This is a genomic window from Streptomonospora halophila (genome assembly GCF_039542725.1).
GTDB classification, from domain to species: domain Bacteria; phylum Actinomycetota; class Actinomycetes; order Streptosporangiales; family Streptosporangiaceae; genus Streptomonospora; species Streptomonospora halophila.
This window is the reverse complement of sequence record NZ_BAABIK010000029.1, coordinates 40,062-55,844: the sequence shown is the minus strand read 5'-3', so window position 1 is coordinate 55,844 and position 15,783 is coordinate 40,062. Positions and strand designations below refer to the sequence as shown.

The window sequence follows — 15,783 nt, the reverse complement described above, 5'->3', positions numbered from 1 at the left end:
TTGTAAGCATGCTCATCATGGGTGACTATCGGGATCGGTACAAAAGGCACAACCGTGTGCGTAACTGACAGGAGCGTGTCCATGTCGCGGTACGAGAGGACCTGCCTGATCCGGGGCGACGGGGGCCGTGCGATCCGCGGAATCCTGGACCGGATCGCCAACAAGTGGACCCTCCTGGTGGTTGCGACGCTCCACGAGCAGCGCATGCGGTTCGGCGAGCTGCAGCAGCGCATCCCCGGTGTCTCGCAGCGGATGCTGTCGCTGACCCTGCGGCACCTCGAACGCGACGGGCTCGTCTCGCGGACCGCGTACCCCGAGGTGCCGCCCCGCGTCGAGTACGAGCTCACCGACGTCGGCCGCACCCTGATCGACCCCGCAGTGCGGCTCGCCGAGTGGGCGGTGGAGCACAACCCCGACATCGACCGGAGCCGGCGGTCCTACGACGAGCACCGTCCGCCGGAGCCGGACCGCTAGCACTGCGGCGGCGGCCGGTCGGTCCGCAGCGGACCGCCGCCGCTGTGGTCGTGGTCCCGTGCGTGCTGGGGCGGGCGGCGGCTATGCGACGGCCCGGCCGAGGAAGTCGCGGACGCGGGCCGCGACCGTGTCGAGATCGGATTCGAGTGCGAAGTGCCCCGCGTCGAGAAGGTGGATCTCGGCGTCGGGAAGGTCGTCGCGAAACGCGCGGGCGCCGTCGGGACCGAAAATCCCGTCGTTGGCCCCCCACACGGCCAGCAGCGGCACTCGGCTCTCGCGGAAGTACTCGTGCACGCGCGGATAGAGGGCGACGTTGGTGGCGTAGTCGCGGAACAGGCGCAGTTGGATCGCGTCGTTGCCGGGGCGCTGGATCAGAGCGTGGTCGTGGGTCCAGGTATCGGGGCTGACGAGGCTGGGGTCGGAAACGCCGTGCAGGTACTGCCAGCGGATCGCCTCCAGGCCGAGGGCGCCGCGCAGGGCGGTCTCGTTGCCCGGGCCGGGATCGGCCGCATACGCCCAGATCGGTGCCCAGAACGACTCCACGAAGCCGGCTTCGTAGGCGTTGCCGTTCTGGCTGATGATCGCGGTGACCCGCTCGGGCCGGGCCAGGGCGAGCCGCCAGCCGATGGGCGCACCGTAGTCCTGCACGTAGATCGCGAACCTCTCCACATCCAGCGCGTCCAGCAGGCCCTCGGTGATGGAGGCCAGCGCGTCGAAGCTGTACTCGAACTCGTCGACCGGCGGTGTGTCCGACTGGCCGAATCCGAGATGGTCCGGGGCGATGACGTGATAGCGGTCGGCCAGTGCCGGGATGAGCTCGCGGAACATGTGTGAGCTGGTCGGATAGCCGTGCAGCAGCAGCACGGTCGGCGCCTGGTCCGGTCCGGCCTCCCGGTAGAAGACCCGATGGCCGTCGACGGTCGCCGTTCGGTGGTGCACCACGTTCACTCTAACCCCATTGCAAGATTTAACAGGTTAACTCGACGAAGGCGACTGTAGGCCGCCGTGCTAACCTTGTCAATGAGTTGTTACTGGTTAGATTGGTGGGTGGTGATGGTCGAGGACGGTGAGCTGCTGCTCGCGCTCCTCAACACCAGGCCGATACGGGACGGCGTCGAAAACGACGAACTCTCCGACGACGGATGCGCCCGAAGGTGGTCCCAGGCGCGCGGCGGCACCGGGTCGACGGCCGAGCTTCGACGGCTACGGCATCTCCGAGAGCACCTGACCGATGTGGTGCTGGGTCGAGCGCCCGTGACGGTGCTTGCCGAGGCGCTTGAGGGCGTCCATCAGCGTCCCCGGCTCAGCGAGGCCGGCCTGAGCTGGGAGCTCGTCACCGAACCCGACATGCGCCTGCCGGCGCGCGTGGTGTTGGCCTGGGCCCGGGTAGACGAGAACCTGCCGGGGCGCCTGCGCCCGTGCGGCAACGACGAGTGCCGGCTGTTCCTCCTGGACCAAAGCAAGGCCAACAGGGCCCGCTGGTGCTCGATGGCGACCTGCGGCAACCGCATGAAGGCCCGACGGCACTACGAACGCAGTCGAAGCCGTGTCCCGGCCGGACCGGGTGATCGGCAGGGCGAGCCCGGATGAACCGCGGGCCGCGGCACGGGTCGGGGGAAGGCCTGTTCGACACACGCAGGGCCGGGTGCTGCGGGGGCAGGCCGTCACCGACATCCCGGCCGTCGCTTAAATATGCGTTTCGCATATAATCGCGCTATGGAGTCAGCACTGGAAGCGGCCGTAAACGAGTGGCACGCGAGCGTCAACGACGGTGACCCGGAGCGTTCAGCCAGTGCGGTCGGCGATCCGGTCGTCGTCTTGGGACCGAAGGGCGCCGGTCCGATCACGCCTGCGCAGTTCGCGGAGTGGGTGGAGCGCTCGGGGATCACGCTGGCCCCGCGGTCGTGGCATCCGGTCAGTGAGCGCCTCATGGTCGTGGAGGAGGACGCCGCCTGGCCCCAGAGCACGGCCCCGACACGAGTGGCGACGGTGTTCCGGGTCGCCGGCGACAAGGTGACCGCATCGCTCCGGCTGCCCGATCTCGCGTCGGCGCTGGAGCTCGCCTACATCTGCCGCGAAATGGCGGCCACCGAGTGAGCGCCCCCGGGCCCGGGGAGGTCCTGTTCGCGTTCGTCCGGCACTGGTCACGCAGGTCGTCGGCCGGCGACGCCGCTGCCGCCGAGCAGGAGCGGCTGGTCCTCGCCACCGAGGCCGTCGACTCCCTGAACCGCCGTGGGACAGCGGCGACGGTCAACGCCGTCGCCCGCGAGATCGGCATCGACCAGAGCGGAGCGTCGCGGTTGATAAGGACCGCGGCGGAAGCGGGGTACCTCACGATGCGGGGATCGCCGACCGACGGCCGCCGACGCCAGGCGAACGTCACCCCCTCGGGCCACAGCCTGCTGGAGCAGGCTCACGCCTGGCAGGAGCGTGTCTTCGACCGGCTGACCGAAGGCTGGACCGAGCAGCAGCGCCGCGACTTCCAGCAGGCCATGACGGCCCTGATCGACCGGTCCTACGCGTTGGACGCCTGACACCCTCGCGCCCCGCGCCCTCGTTGGCGAAACTGAGTGGATGGAGTACGTCGGCCACGTGCCCGCGCCGCCGCTCGACCGGTTCGTCGACGACGTCTACTGCCTGACGGGGGTGCCGCGCCACCGCTGGATGACCGTCCCGCCGATGCCCTCGGCGCACCTGTTCGTCAACCTCAGCGGGCCCGTCCGCCTGCGGGACTCCGACCCCTCGGTACCGCCGGCGGTGTTCGCCGACGGATGGTTCATGGGCGTGTGGACCAGGCGCTTCCACTTCGAGTACCCCGCACGCGTGCGGCTCGTCGGGGTGCACTTCAAGCCCTGGGGCATGTCGCCGTTCGTCGACCTGCCGGCGGCGGAGCTGCGCGACCGATGGGTTCCGCTCGACGCCGTCTGGCAGCGGTCGTGGGACCGGATCCGCAACCGGGTCGGCCACCGAGGCGCTGCGGGTGCTGGAGGAGGAGCTGCGGTCGCGGCTCGCCGAGGAGCCGCCGCGCGGCCTCGACCTGGTCCGCCACGCCGGAGGGCGGCTGGAGGCCTCCCACGGCGCGCTCTCGGTCGGAGCACTGACCGATGCCGCCGGTGTGAGCGGCAACCACCTGGCCACGCAGTTCAAGGCTCAGATCGGGGTGACCCCCAAGCGGATGGCGCGGATCTACCGCTTTGCGCGGCTGATCGTGTCCGTGGACGCCCTGCGTCCGGTCGACTGGTCGGAGCTCGCCCAAACGGCGGGCTACTTCGACCGCGCCCACTTCAGCAGGGAGTTCACGGACTTCACCGGCCACACCCCGGCGGCGTACCTGGCCCTGCGGCGCCGGTTCCCACCCGAGAAGGGGTTCCCACCGGACAACGGCCCGATGCCCGCCGATTGATTTCTTACAAGCCCGGAGCCCCCCGGCAGCGGCAGGATCGGAGTAAACGCGCGAGAGAGTCGGGAGAACCTGTGGGCACGGTAATCATGCACAACGTGGTTTCGGTGGACGGCTTCATCGCCGACGAGAACGACGGCGTCGGCCCGCTCCACGAGTGGTACTTCAACGGGGACACCCCGATCACCGAAGGCGACGACCAGCACGACCATTCCGGAACGGGAACCGCCTTCAAGGTCTCACGTGCGTCGGCGGAGTACGTCCGGCCCATGTGGGAGTCGATCGGCGTGATCGTGATGGGCCGCCGCCTCTTCGACCAGGTGAACGGCTGGGAGGGTCGGCCGCCCACCGGCGACCACGTGGTCGTGGTGTCCCACCGCCCCAAGCCGGCGGGCTGGCACCCGGAGGCGTCGTACCACTTCGTCGACGACGTGGCGGCCGCGATCGACAAGGCCCAGGAGCTCGCCGGTGAGCGCACCATCTCCGTCGCCGCCGGGGATGTGGGCGGCCAGATTTTCGCGGCCGGCCTCGTGGACGAGGTGGCGATGGACGTGGTGCCCGTGGTGTTCGGGTCGGGCAGGCGCTACTTCGGCGGCATTCGCGGGCAGCACCTGCTGGAGGAGCCCCACGTGGTCGTCCAGGGCGACCGGGTGCTGCACCTGAAGTTCGCGGTGCGCCGCCGGACCGACTAGGAGGCCGTGTCGGCCGGGGTGGGCGGGACCGGCGGTCCCGCCCACCCCGCTCTGCCGCTTCGTCTCGGGGGCGGACGGCTGCCGGCGCCTCAGAGGTCGCCGGTTCTCAGCGCGGTGACGAAGGCCCGCCACTCGTCAGCGGGGAAGGCCAGATGGCCCAGATCACGGTGCCGCGTGTCCCGCACCAGCGTCCGCGCCCCCTCAGCCACCTCGACGCAGTCGGCGTCCTTCGCTCCGCTGTGGCTGCTCTTGTGCCACTTGGTTTTAGAGTTCATCCCTCATCTTCCTGAGCAACGCTATCGAGTCCGTGGGAGAGAGGGATTCGGCCTGGAAGTCGCCGAAGAGTCCGACCAGTTCGACGACCTCAGACGGCTTCTCCTTGACGACGTGGCCGAAAATGTGCGTCAGGTGCACGATCTGCCGCCCTCCCTCCAGGGTCATGATGCGGAACGCACCTTTGGCAATCGGTCGCCAGGGAGCATACTCGGGCGTAATCATCAGGATGACCCGTCCCGACTCGGCCAGATGCAGAATGTGGTCGTACTGCTCGCGCATGATGTCGACCGAACCGGGGATACGACGAAGCACCGGCTCGTCTACTACAGCGCGGAAAGTGGTTCCCGGCTTGAGTTTGTCGAGTCGAGCGAGCCGAGCCGAGACGGCCCTGTCCCACGTGCCTTCGCCTTCGCGTCCGCGCCTGAAGATCCAGCGCATATACTTGGCGGACTGGAGGAGTCCGGGAATCAGGATCGCCTGGTACTCCCGGATATCGATCGCCTGCTGTTTAAGGGCCAGGAAGTCGACCCACTCCGGCGGAACGTGCCCAGTTCCATCGATGTCCTTCCACATCTGGTGGAGCAGCCCGCCTGTAGACGAGACCCGGTCCAGACGATGCACTATGTCCAGGTTCGGCTTTCTTGTCGCCATTTCGTATTTACTTACCGATTGCCGACTCATACTGGCCGGACCGGAGAGTTGACCTTGAGTGTGACCTGCAAACTCGCGTACCCGCCGCAACTCCTGACCCCAACCGGCCCAGGGCGTAAGCACTTCCTCAACCATGGGGCCATACTCGAATACGGAGATACTGACGTTCTACAGATTCTCCAAAAAAATACGAACGTGTAGCACTGCAGACAGGCCGATGCTCTTCAGGTGAAGCTGAACATGAATGACCCCCGCGGCGACGAATCGCGGTGCAGACTCGCCGGGGCGCGGTGACTCGTCGGCGAACCGCGGACGTCCGCGGCCCGGCGTCCGAAGGCTCGGGTGCGTGCTTCAGCTTCGCGGAGCCAGGTGCTTCCGCGCCCAGGCGGCCAATTTGGTGAGCGGAACACCGGCCGTCGCACGCACCTCGCCGTCCGCTGACGCCGGCGGGCGGCCGTACATCAGCCGTCGTAGGACCGCCTCCGCGGGGCCGCGGCGGTGGGCGCGGTCGAGGGCGCAGGCGCCGACGACGGTGACCAGCCAGACGCCGACCGCGAAGAGGGCCATGCTCCAGCTGGTCAGATGCGCGCCCCAACCCAGGCCCCAGGCCGCCAGCAGCGGGGCGAAGATCAGCGAGTGCGCCAGGTAGCAGGACAGCGACCGCCTGCCGACCGCGGCCACGGCGACGACCGGGAGGCTGCGCCGCGCACGGGCGGAGGGGGCGTGGGCGACGAGCGCGAACACCGCGACGTAGCCGAGTCCGCCCGCCAGGCCCGTGATCGACTGCGCCGCGTACAGCGGCCCGGCCTCCGCCAGCACCGCGGGCGGGGCGTCCACCGCGTTGATGTGGGCGAGGGCGGCGGGCAGTCCGCCGAGCCATCCGATCGCCAGGCCGACGACCGCGGTGGTGCGCAGCAGCGGCAGGTGCCGGCCCGGTTCCTCCAGGACGCGCCGTCGAGCGCACCAGAACCCGAGCAGCATCGCCGCGTGGAAGGAGAAGCCGAGCAGCCCGCCCCCGAAGGCGACGAACAGCCACGTGGAGAACCGCGTGGCGACCGAGGCGGGATAGCTCTCCTCACCGGAGGCGTAGTAGAGCGTCGAGGGGTTCACAGCCCGGGCGGCGGCGTTCCCGGCGTCGAGGACGTCGAGCGCGGATCCGACCTCGCCGAACACGAGGAGAGCGACCGCGATCCCCGCCCACACCAGCAGGGTGGTGTCGCGGCGGCGCAGGAACAGCGCGCCGACCACGAGGCTCGCCACACCGTAGGCGCCGAGGATGTCGCCGCCCAGCAGCAGCGCGCCGTGCAGGAGGCCGAAGGCGAGCAGCCACAGGCTGCGGCGGCGCAGCACCCGGACGGCGCCGCGCTCGGTGCCGCCGGCGGCGGTCTGCCGCTGCATGACCTGCATCATGCCGTAGCCGAAGAGGAACGCGAAGAGCGGGAACACGCGCAGGTCCAGGCCCGTGATCATCGCGAACTGCACGGCCCGGTCGGCCGCGGAGCCGTCGACGGGGTGCCAGCCCGACGGCCCGTGCTCGGCGGCGTAGAGGAAGAAGGCGGTGTTGGACAGAACGATCATCAGCAGCATGGCGCCGCGCGCCAGATCGGGGGCGAGAGCGCGCTCGCCGGTGCGTACTCCGCCCCGCGCGGCGGGGCGTGTGCGGACATCCATGGCCAGAAACTCCGAACACCATTCGATATTATTTCTCCGAACGGTATACGGAGTTCTATGCTGTCTGCAAGATGACTACTCACGACAACGCCGCCGCCGAGCCGGACAACGACCCCACGCCCGCGCTGAAGCTGCTGTGGGGCGTGGACGAGCCGCACCCCAGCCGCGGGCCGAGACAGGGGCTCACCCGCGAGCGGGTGGTACAGGCCGCGATCGAGGTCGCCGAGGCCGAGGGGCTTGCCGCGCTGTCCATGCGCAGGGTGGCCCAGCGCCTGGAGGTGGGCACGGCGTCGCTGTACACCTATGTCCCGGGCAAGCCGGAACTGCTCGCACTCATGCTCGACGCGATGATCGGCGACGGCGTGCTGCCGCACACCCTTCCGGGCGGATGGCGCGAGCAGCTGGAGGCCGCGGCCCGCTCAGACTGGGAGGGGTTCCGCCGGCACCCGTGGATCCTGCAGCTCGCCTCGGACCGCCCGCTGCCGGGACCGAACTTGATGGCCTGGTTCGACTCGGCGCTGAGCGTGCTGGAAGGCACCGGCCTCACCGACGCGGAGCGGTTCACCGTGGTCGAGGGGATCGACGGCCTCGTTCGCGGCATGGCGCGCAACGCCACCGATCCGGCCTCGGACGGGGGGCCGGGCGAGAGCGCGAAGACCTGGCGTGCGACGCGCGACGCGTTTCTGGAAGAGCATGTGGACTTCGGCCGCTACCCGCATTTCGCCGCGGCGCTCGGCGTCGGCGCGCCGCCGGGTGCGGACGAGGTCTTCGAGTTCGGCCTGCGGCGCATGCTCGACGGCGTCGAGGGCCTCATGAGGGAGCGCGGCGGCGCCGACTGAGGTGGCGGCGGGCGCCGCCGCGCGTGATGCGGACACACCTGTGCCGCAGGAGTGTCGGGAAGCAGACGGGATGGTGCGAGATTTTCGCGGGAAGGGGGGAACTCAACGGGCCGATGCGGCGTCTGAGTGGGTAGGAGCGGCACTCGCCGACCTGGGCGGGGGAACCGTCGGACCGGTGCCGAGTGGGCGCTCTGACGCAGGCTCAGCGACGCCGTCGCCTCTTCAAGCGGCCGAGAGGGAGGAAGCGTGGTGCCGGCCGCGTTGGAAGGGGCTGGTGAAGGGAAAGGAGAGGGAGTTCAGCAGGGCCGCCGCGCCGGCGGGGTCGTTCGCCGGGTGGGTGACGGTGCTGCCGAAGAGGTCGTTCCAGAAGAACTTGCCGTCGCGGCACCAGACGTTGATACCGCGCATGACCGAGATGACCGCGAGTTCCGACGTGCCGGCCCGGTACATCGGGCTTGCCGCGATCGCCACGAGTTCGTCCCAGAGTGCGGTGACGGCCCGTTCGGCGCAGAACGCGTGCCGGGGTCTGTGCTTCACGCGGTTGGCCAGCGCCGCCTTCGCGCGGTTGGCCCGCGGGTTGTTCAACCGCCAGTGACTCACTTCGACGTCTCCTGATCAGTCCGGTTGCCGTGGAACGCCATCCGCAAGGGGGCGCGACCGCGGTCCGAGCATGGGCCGGGCAGTCAAAGATCCACGATCTTCGCAAAGTTGGTAGGCAGCGAACTCTGTCGTTACCTCCTGGTTATTCTTTGCGCTCCGGATAGTAGCAGCAATCGCCCCCTAGGGGTCGACCCTCGAAAATGTGACCCATGCCACAGGCAAGCACGGGGTGACATGCGGGTGGACGGGAAGTTTTTGCAGGTCACGACAGCTTCTTCGGCGTTTCGTGGCCACAGCTGGCCGCCCGCCACCCCCCAGGGACGTCAGGTGGGTCACCCGGCGCGACGGAGGGGCACCGATCGCGTCATCCCAGCTAAGAGCGGCAATCCCGGGGCCGGAAGGGGTCCCCTCGAGCGCTCCGCGCCGCTCAAAACCTGTTGAACCGTACAAATCTGCCGGTCGACTGCGAAGCGGGTGCCGCACCCCCCGTTCTGTAGGCGCCGAGCACCCGAGCAGTCACCCAACGTGGTATCCGGGAGAGGTGCTTGGAGCCGCGTCGCATTCGTACCGACCCGGCGTTTCGACCCCGGTTTGCGACGGAATCACCGTGTCTTTGCGCCCCCATGGGACCAACCGGACCAACAGGATCCTCGCGACCACTCGACTCCTCCGCACCGGCGGTGCACCCGGCGCCCGGGAAAGACGGGGCGGCCGGCCCGCCGCGCCGCTCAGGTCGCCCGCAGGGCGGCGCGGAGCCGCGGCCGAGCGCCGGCCCCGCGCTCGCCGGTGTGCGCCTCCTGACGCCCCTCGCGCGCGTGCGAGAGCCTTCCCCACCGTCCGGCACGCCGTCGCGCTTCCCTGCAAGCCCCCGCGTGGACGCGAGAGCGAGCGCGAGGGGGCGAGGGGCCCTCAGAGACTCACGCGGTCCCTACATTCATCCGCATTCATCCGCGCGCGGAGCCGGCGGAGCCGCTCAGGCTACGGCCCGCTCACTGCGGCGGCCCGCCCCTTCTCCGCTTCCGCTGCGCCGGGCCCCCGGCGCGGCGTGCTCCGCGCCACCGCCGGACGTGGCCGGTCACACCCCTCTTCTTCCCGCGTATGCCGCCACAGAGCCGCAGGCCGCCGCTAGCATAGATACAAGATGCATACAAAGACCTCGGCGACCGACCGCGCCTACCGCCACACCAAGGACGCGATCCTCGACCGCCGCTACGCCGGCGGCGATCTGATCAGCGAAGGCGACATCGCCGCCGGGGTGGGCGTGTCCCGCACCCCCGTCCGCGAAGCGCTCTTGCGCCTGGAGGCCGAGGGGCTCGTGCGCCTCTACCCCAAGCGCGGCGCTCTGGTCGTGCCCGTCTCCCAAGACGAGATCGACGACGTGATCGAGACGCGGCGGCTCGTCGAAGGGCACACGGCGCAGAAGGCGGCCGCCGCCGAGGCCGGGGAACGCGGCGCGCTCGCAGTGCGGCTGAACGAGCTGCTCGACCGGATGCGCACCGAGGTCGACGGCGACCGCCAGGCGTTCGTCCTGGCCGACCGCGGCTTCCACCGCGAGATCGTCGCCGCCGGAGGCAACGCGATCCTGGTCGGCCTGTACGACTCACTGCGGGACCGGCAGCTGCGCATGATGGAAGAGGGGGTCCGCACCGTGGCGCGGATGTGCAGGAACATCGACGAGCACGCCGCGATCCTCGCGGCCGTCGAGGCGGGCGACGCGCCTTCCGCGGGCCGCGCCGTCCAGGTCCACCTGGACGGGGCCGCACAGCTGCTGGGGGCGCGAACGTGAGCGGCGCCGGGCGCGATTCCACCTCCGCCGGCACCGGTACTCGCGGCGCCTTCCGCAGGGCAGGCCCGCGGAGGGGGCGACGTCCGGGCCGGGTGGGCCCGGTGCGCCGTGATTCATCCGGTGACCGGGTGACCGACGTCTCCTCGTCCTCGCGACCTGCGACGTCCTCCGCACCGTCGACCGCCTCCGCTGCCGCCATGACCGAAACCGCCGCGCACACCGCCACAACCACGACCGCACCGGCCGGCCCCGCCGCGTCCCCGGCCCGCACCGTCCCCGCCGGACCCGCCGGCGGCGCCCGCGCCTGGCTGGTGTGGGGAATCGGCGTGGGCGTCTACTTCCTGGCGATGTTCCACCGCAACGGGCTGGGCGCCGCCGCGCTGGAGGCCCAGGAGCGCTTCGACGCGGGCCCGGCGCTGCTGTCCATGCTCCCGATGCTGCAGCTGCTGGTGTACGTGGTGCTGCAGGTGCCCACCGGCCTGCTCGCCGACAGGGTCGGCCCGCGGGTCTCGCTTACGGCGGGCGCGGTGCTGATGGCGGCGGGCGTGGCGCTCTTCGCGGTCGCGCCCTCCCTCGGAACCGCCATCGCCGGCCGGGTGCTGATCGGCATGGGCGACGCCGTCACCTTCCTCAACGTCATCCGCCTCGCCGCGCTGTGGTTCCCCCGCTCCCGCTACGCGCTCGTCAGCGGGCTCACCGGGGTGGCCGGAGGCATCGGCCAGGCCGCCAGCGTCGCCCCGCTGTCCTTCGCGCTGCACGGCCTGGGCTGGACCGGCGCCTTCCTCGCCTTCTCCGCGGTCACCCTGGTGATGTCGCTGCTCGTGCTGCTGGTGGTGCGCGACCGCCCCACCGGGCCGCTGCCCGGGGGTACGCGGCCCCGCGTCCGCGCCCTGGAGAGCATCGCCGAGGCGCTGCGCACCCGCGGACCGCGGCTGGGTATGGTCCACCACGCCGCGATCATGCCTCCGTACACGACGCTCGGCGTGCTGTGGGGCTACCCCTTCCTCGTGGAGGGGGCCGGCTTCGCCCCGGGCGTGGCCGGCACCCTGCTCTCCGGAATCGGCGCCGCCGTGCTGTGGGTCTCCCCGCTCATCGGCGCGCTCGCCGGACGCCACCCGGGGGTGCGGCGCCCGCTGGCCACGACCCTGGCGAGCCTGTTCGCGGTCGGCTGGCTGGCCGTGGTCGGCTGGCCCGGCGGCCTCCCGCCCACCGGGGTGGTACTGGCGGTGCTCGTGGTCAGCGCGGCCGGGGCCGTCGCGGCACCCGCGCTGTCGTTCGACTTCGCCCGCGACGGCCTGCCCGCCGAGCGCACCGGCGTGGCCTCGGGGCTGGTGAACATGAGCGGCTTCCTCACCACGGTCGTGGTGACCGTGGCGGCGGGCGTGGTGCTGGAGACCGGTGCCGGGTTCCAGGCCGCGTTCGTGCCGCTGACGGTGACCACCGCACTGGCGGGCGGCGCGCTCGTGACCATGCTCTGGAGGCGCCCGCCCCGTCCGGTCGCCGACGGCTGAGCCCACTGGGCGAGGGAACCGCGCCAGGGGGCGGGCCCGGGTGACGACGCAAGCGGTCGGGGAGGGGCGCCGAGGGGCCGCAGCGGCGCGTCGGCGCCCCTCCGGCGCCCGGCCGTGCGGGACAGGCGAACCCCCTGCCCGGTGGCCCTTTCGCGACCGCGGGTGCCGGGGCGGGCGGCCTGCTGACCGGTTGAGGACAATGCACCGGCCGGGGCTGCAGGGGCGCGCACCCCCTTCGGTAAAGTCGGTGCGCACGTGCCGGATGCCGCTGGCGCGGTCGGTCCGGTGTGCGACGGGGGGCTCCAGCGAGCTATGCGTGGTCTACTCGAAGCCTCGCTGTCCTTTCCCACGGTCCTGTTCAGCGTTCTGCTGCTGGTGGTCGCGGGCTACTGGCTGTTCGTGATCCTCGGCGCTGTCGACGCCGACGTCCTCGACGGCGACGCCGGTCCCGACTCCCGCTCCGCCGGCGGGTTCGGCGGCGCCCTCGGAGCCGTCGGCCTCGGCGGCGTGCCCGTGACCGTGGCGCTGTCGCTGCTGATCGCGGTGGCCTGGTTCGTGAGCCTGGTGGGAACCGTGCTGATCGGCTCGCCGGCCGGCTCCTCTCCCCTGATGATCGCCCTGGCACTGGTGATACTGGTGGCGGCGGTGATCATCGCCTGGGGTGTAACCAGTGCGATCGTCATGGGGCTGCGCAGGCTGCTGCCCGCGAAGCGGCGGAGCAGAGGCGCCGACGTCGTCGGCCGGACCTGCGTCGTGCGCACCGGCAGGGTCGACAGCGCGTTCGGCCAGGCCGAGATCTCCGGCGGCGACGGCTCGTCGTCGCTGATCGAGGTACGCACCATCGGCGAGGAGCGGCTGAGCGCGGGCAGCACCGCGCTCATCTTCGACTACGACTCCGAGTCCGGCGTCTACCGCGTCACGCCGTTCGACTCCGCGTCCGACCACGGGTCCTCGGCCTGAAGGCCTGAATCCGACCGCCGCCTCCGCGGTACCGCTGCCGCAGGCCACGACCTGCGACGGCGGCCGCCGTCCCCTCGCTGCCCGGGTGCCGCGGGGCACCGGCGCTGCACAGGCAACGTCCTGTCCGGGCGAGGCGCAGACGCTCCCCTCGGGGGCCGAGGCCGACCTGCCCAAGCTGGGCGAGCTGCGCGGCACGCTCACGCCCGAGGAGGCCGAGCGCTGGAAGGGCGTCAAAGCCCTCCCTGCGCGGCAAGGCGCTGGGCGGTGACGGCGACGACCCGCTGAACCGGGCGGTGGGCGCCATGGGCCTGCTGGCCGACCGCGTCGGGGCCGTCGAGACCGCCATCGAGCGCGCGGCCGACCGCATGCGGGCCGGAGGCGGCTGAGGGCGGGCCTCCTGCCCGGGGTGGGGCCCGGCGCACATCGCCGCGCCCCCGTTGCCGTGCGGATCCGGCAGGTCCCGAGGCGGCGGTTCGGTGGGGTGACGGGACTCTCTCCGGCCAAGTGCGGCCTCCCGCTGGCAGATCTCTACTACTGGGTAGTAACCTATATTTGTTACCAGTCAGTAGATCGCGTGTGGACACACAGCGGCCCGGACAAGCGGAGCGCGCCCATGTCGCATTACAAGAGCAATCTCCGTGACCTCGAGTTCAACCTCTTCGAGGTCTTCAAGCGCCAGGACGTGCTGGGCGGCGGCCCGTTCGAGGAGCTGGACGAGAACACGGCCCGGACCATCCTCGACGAGGTCAACCGCCTCGCCACCGGCGTCGTCGCCGAGTCCTTCGAGGACGCCGACCGCAACCCGCCGGTGTTCGACCCGGCTACCAACAGCGTCGCCCTGCCCGAGAGCCTGAAGAAGTCCTACCGGGCCTTCATCGACGCCGGCTGGTACAACCTCGACCTGCCCCCGGAGCTCGGCGGCCTCAACGCGCCCCGCTCGCTGGCCTGGGCCGCCTCCGAGCTGATCCTGGGCGCCAACCCCGCCGTGCACATGTACGCCGCCGGACCGGGCTTCGCCAACGTCCTCTACCAGGAGGGCAACGATGCCCAGAAGCGCATCGCCCACCAGGCGATCGAGCGTGGCTGGGGCGCCACCATGGTGCTCACCGAGCCCGACGCGGGCTCCGACGTCGGCGCCGGGCGCACCCGGGCCGTCGACCAGGGCGACGGCACCTGGCACATCGACGGGGTGAAGCGCTTCATCACCTCCGGCGAGCAGGACATGACCGAGAACATCTTCCACCTGGTCCTGGCGCGCCCCGAGGGCGCCAAGCCCGGCACGAAGGGCCTCTCGCTGTTCCTGGTACCCAAGTTCCTCATCAACGAGGACGGCTCGCCCGGCGAGCGCAACGGCGTCTACGCCACCAACGTCGAGCACAAGATGGGGCTGAAGGCCTCCACCACCTGCGAGCTGACCTTCGGCGCCAAGCACCCCGCCGTGGGCTACCTCGTCGGCGACAAGCACGACGGCATCCGGCAGATGTTCCTCGTCATCGAGCACGCCCGGATGATGGTGGGCACCAAGGCCATCGCCACGCTCTCGACCGGCTACCTCAACGCGCTGGAGTACGCCAAGGAGCGCAAGCAGGGCGCCGACCTCACCCAGATGGCCGACAAGACCGCCCCGCGCGTGCCCATCACGCGCCACCCCGACGTCCGGCGCAGCCTGATGACCCAGAAGGCCTACGCCGAAGGGCTGCGCGCGCTGGTCATCTACACCGCCAGCCAGCAGGACGCCGTCCAGATCGCCCAGTACGAGGGCGCCGACTACAGCGAGACCGACGCGCTCAACGACCTGCTGCTGCCCATCGTCAAGGGCGTGGGCTCCGAGCGCTCCTACTCGCTGCTGGCCGAGTCGCTGCAGACCCTGGGCGGGTCGGGCTACCTGCAGGACTACCCGATCGAGCAGTACATCCGCGACGCCAAGATCGACACCCTCTACGAGGGCACCACCGCGATCCAGGCGCAGGACTTCTTCTTCCGCAAGATCGTCAAGAACAACGGCGAGGCCTTCGGTCGGCTCGTCGGCGGGATCAAGGAGTTCGCCGCGGGCGAGGCCGGCAACGGCCGGCTCAAGGAGGAGCGCGGCGCGCTCGCCGACGCCGCCGGGCACGTCGAGAAGATGGTCGAGACCATGGTCGGCGACCTGATGCGCTCCGCCGAGCAGACCGACGAGCTCTACAAGGTCGGGCTGAACACCACCCGGCTGCTGATGAGCGCCGGCGATCTGGTGCTCGGCTGGTTGCTGCTGCGCCAGGCCGAGGTGGCGCTGGCCGCCCTCGACGGCGCCGAAGGGGCCGACCGCGACTTCTACACCGGCAAGGTCGCCGCCGCCCGCTTCTTCGCCGACCAGGTGCTGCCGCGCCTGGCGACCGAGCGCGCGCTGGCCGAGAACGTCGGCCTGGACCTGATGGAGCTCCCGGAGTCGGCCTTCTAGAGGCCCGCCCCGAACCCGCCCCGGGAGCGGCACGACCGCCCCGGACTTCGGGCCCGGTGCGCACGACCCCTGCGCACCGGGCCGTCGCGCGTCCTGCGGCGGTCGCACCGAAGCGCCGCCGACCGCCGACCGGTGCGGCGCGCCGGCTCCGCGAGCCGCCCGACCGGCTGGGGCCGAGAGCCTCGGCTCCCCCGGCCCGGAGCCCGCCGACACGCGGCCCACGGCCCACGGTGCTCCGCCATCCCGTGCGGCCTGCTGAGCATCGGCGTCCCCGGCTTCAGCGCCGCCGGCGCGGCCGGATACCGGCTCGTGGTCGGCCGCGACAAGGCCGCGATCAGCTGAGCGCCCGTCGCCGGGCCGTGCGCCGCGCGACCCGCGCCACCCCGCCGGCTGCCCGCTCGCCCGACCGCCCGACCGCCGCCGATACGTGGCCGGGCGCGCGGGATGGCACGTCGACGAACGGGTAGTAGTAGGCAACGGGATCGC

General features: G+C 71.1%; 16 protein-coding genes and 2 pseudogenes. 13 read left to right on the top strand and 5 right to left on the bottom strand.

Annotated features, from left to right (window positions below; translation table 11 throughout):
* Positions 1–81: 81 nt before the first annotated feature.
* On the top strand, positions 82–474 hold the full coding sequence (locus ABEA15_RS20955) for a winged helix-turn-helix transcriptional regulator (protein ID WP_345558453.1): 393 nt from the start codon (positions 82–84) through the stop codon (positions 472–474).
* An 81-nt stretch (positions 475–555) separates the two neighbouring features.
* Here ABEA15_RS20955 and ABEA15_RS20950 read toward each other — a convergent pair whose 3' ends face one another.
* Positions 556–1,413: an alpha/beta fold hydrolase gene (locus tag ABEA15_RS20950; RefSeq protein WP_425579427.1), complete on the bottom strand. Its 858-nt coding sequence runs from the start codon at positions 1,411–1,413 to the stop codon at positions 556–558.
* A 114-nt stretch (positions 1,414–1,527) separates the two neighbouring features.
* Here ABEA15_RS20950 and ABEA15_RS20945 point away from each other — a divergent pair, with 114 nt between their 5' ends.
* The 6 genes and pseudogenes from ABEA15_RS20945 (at position 1,528) to ABEA15_RS20925 (ending at position 4,566) form a co-directional block, all read left to right on the top strand.
* The gene (locus tag ABEA15_RS20945) at positions 1,528–2,064 is read left to right on the top strand and encodes a CGNR zinc finger domain-containing protein (RefSeq protein WP_345558476.1); all 537 of its coding nucleotides are present in this window, start codon (positions 1,528–1,530) and stop codon (positions 2,062–2,064) included.
* A 126-nt stretch (positions 2,065–2,190) separates the two neighbouring features.
* Positions 2,191–2,571, top strand: coding sequence for a hypothetical protein (locus ABEA15_RS20940; RefSeq protein ID WP_344148899.1), 381 nt, complete (start codon positions 2,191–2,193; stop codon positions 2,569–2,571).
* A complete protein-coding gene (locus tag ABEA15_RS20935; protein WP_345558451.1) occupies positions 2,568–3,008 on the top strand; it encodes a MarR family winged helix-turn-helix transcriptional regulator in 441 nt (146 codons plus the stop codon). Before ABEA15_RS20940 ends, ABEA15_RS20935 begins: the two co-directional genes overlap by 4 nt.
* 40 nt (positions 3,009–3,048) lie before the next feature.
* A pseudogene (locus ABEA15_RS25695) lies at positions 3,049–3,372 on the top strand (DUF6597 domain-containing transcriptional factor); the annotation flags it as partial.
* Positions 3,373–3,454: 82 nt separating this feature from the next.
* A complete protein-coding gene (locus tag ABEA15_RS20930; RefSeq protein WP_345558449.1) occupies positions 3,455–3,877 on the top strand; it encodes a helix-turn-helix domain-containing protein in 423 nt (140 codons plus the stop codon).
* Between the two features lie 71 nt (positions 3,878–3,948).
* Positions 3,949–4,566: a dihydrofolate reductase family protein gene (locus tag ABEA15_RS20925; protein ID WP_345558448.1), complete on the top strand. Its 618-nt coding sequence runs from the start codon at positions 3,949–3,951 to the stop codon at positions 4,564–4,566.
* 89 nt (positions 4,567–4,655) lie between these two features.
* Here ABEA15_RS20925 and ABEA15_RS20920 read toward each other — a convergent pair whose 3' ends face one another.
* From ABEA15_RS20920 to ABEA15_RS20910, 3 genes are all read right to left on the bottom strand, one after another.
* Entirely contained in the window at positions 4,656–4,841 is a 186-nt protein-coding gene (locus ABEA15_RS20920) for a DUF397 domain-containing protein (protein WP_345558446.1), read from the bottom strand.
* A complete protein-coding gene (locus tag ABEA15_RS20915) occupies positions 4,831–5,628 on the bottom strand; it encodes a helix-turn-helix domain-containing protein (RefSeq protein ID WP_345558444.1) in 798 nt (265 codons plus the stop codon). Before ABEA15_RS20915 ends, ABEA15_RS20920 begins: the two co-directional genes overlap by 11 nt.
* A gap of 216 nt (positions 5,629–5,844) precedes the next feature.
* A complete protein-coding gene (locus tag ABEA15_RS20910; RefSeq protein WP_345558442.1) occupies positions 5,845–7,164 on the bottom strand; it encodes a DUF418 domain-containing protein in 1,320 nt (439 codons plus the stop codon).
* Positions 7,165–7,235: 71 nt separating this feature from the next.
* Here ABEA15_RS20910 and ABEA15_RS20905 point away from each other — a divergent pair, with 71 nt between their 5' ends.
* On the top strand, positions 7,236–8,003 hold the full coding sequence (locus ABEA15_RS20905; RefSeq protein ID WP_345558440.1) for a TetR/AcrR family transcriptional regulator: 768 nt from the start codon (positions 7,236–7,238) through the stop codon (positions 8,001–8,003).
* 222 nt (positions 8,004–8,225) lie between these two features.
* On the opposite strand, the gene ABEA15_RS20900 is transcribed toward ABEA15_RS20905, so the two are convergent.
* Entirely contained in the window at positions 8,226–8,603 is a 378-nt protein-coding gene (locus ABEA15_RS20900) for a hypothetical protein (RefSeq protein WP_344147473.1), read from the bottom strand.
* Between the two features lie 1,141 nt (positions 8,604–9,744).
* Here ABEA15_RS20900 and ABEA15_RS20895 point away from each other — a divergent pair.
* The 5 genes and pseudogenes from ABEA15_RS20895 (at position 9,745) to ABEA15_RS20880 (ending at position 15,297) form a co-directional block, all read left to right on the top strand.
* On the top strand, positions 9,745–10,389 hold the full coding sequence (locus ABEA15_RS20895; protein WP_345558438.1) for a GntR family transcriptional regulator: 645 nt from the start codon (positions 9,745–9,747) through the stop codon (positions 10,387–10,389).
* 197 nt (positions 10,390–10,586) lie between these two features.
* Complete coding sequence (locus ABEA15_RS20890; RefSeq protein ID WP_345558436.1) at positions 10,587–11,900, top strand: MFS transporter; 1,314 nt, start codon at positions 10,587–10,589, stop codon at positions 11,898–11,900.
* A 312-nt stretch (positions 11,901–12,212) separates the two neighbouring features.
* Positions 12,213–12,860: a DUF1449 domain-containing protein gene (locus ABEA15_RS20885; RefSeq protein WP_345558434.1), complete on the top strand. Its 648-nt coding sequence runs from the start codon at positions 12,213–12,215 to the stop codon at positions 12,858–12,860.
* A gap of 127 nt (positions 12,861–12,987) precedes the next feature.
* A pseudogene (locus ABEA15_RS25690) lies at positions 12,988–13,246 on the top strand (hypothetical protein); the annotation flags it as partial.
* A 227-nt stretch (positions 13,247–13,473) separates the two neighbouring features.
* Positions 13,474–15,297, top strand: coding sequence for an acyl-CoA dehydrogenase (locus tag ABEA15_RS20880; protein WP_345558432.1), 1,824 nt, complete (start codon positions 13,474–13,476; stop codon positions 15,295–15,297).
* Positions 15,298–15,783 lie beyond the last annotated feature (486 nt).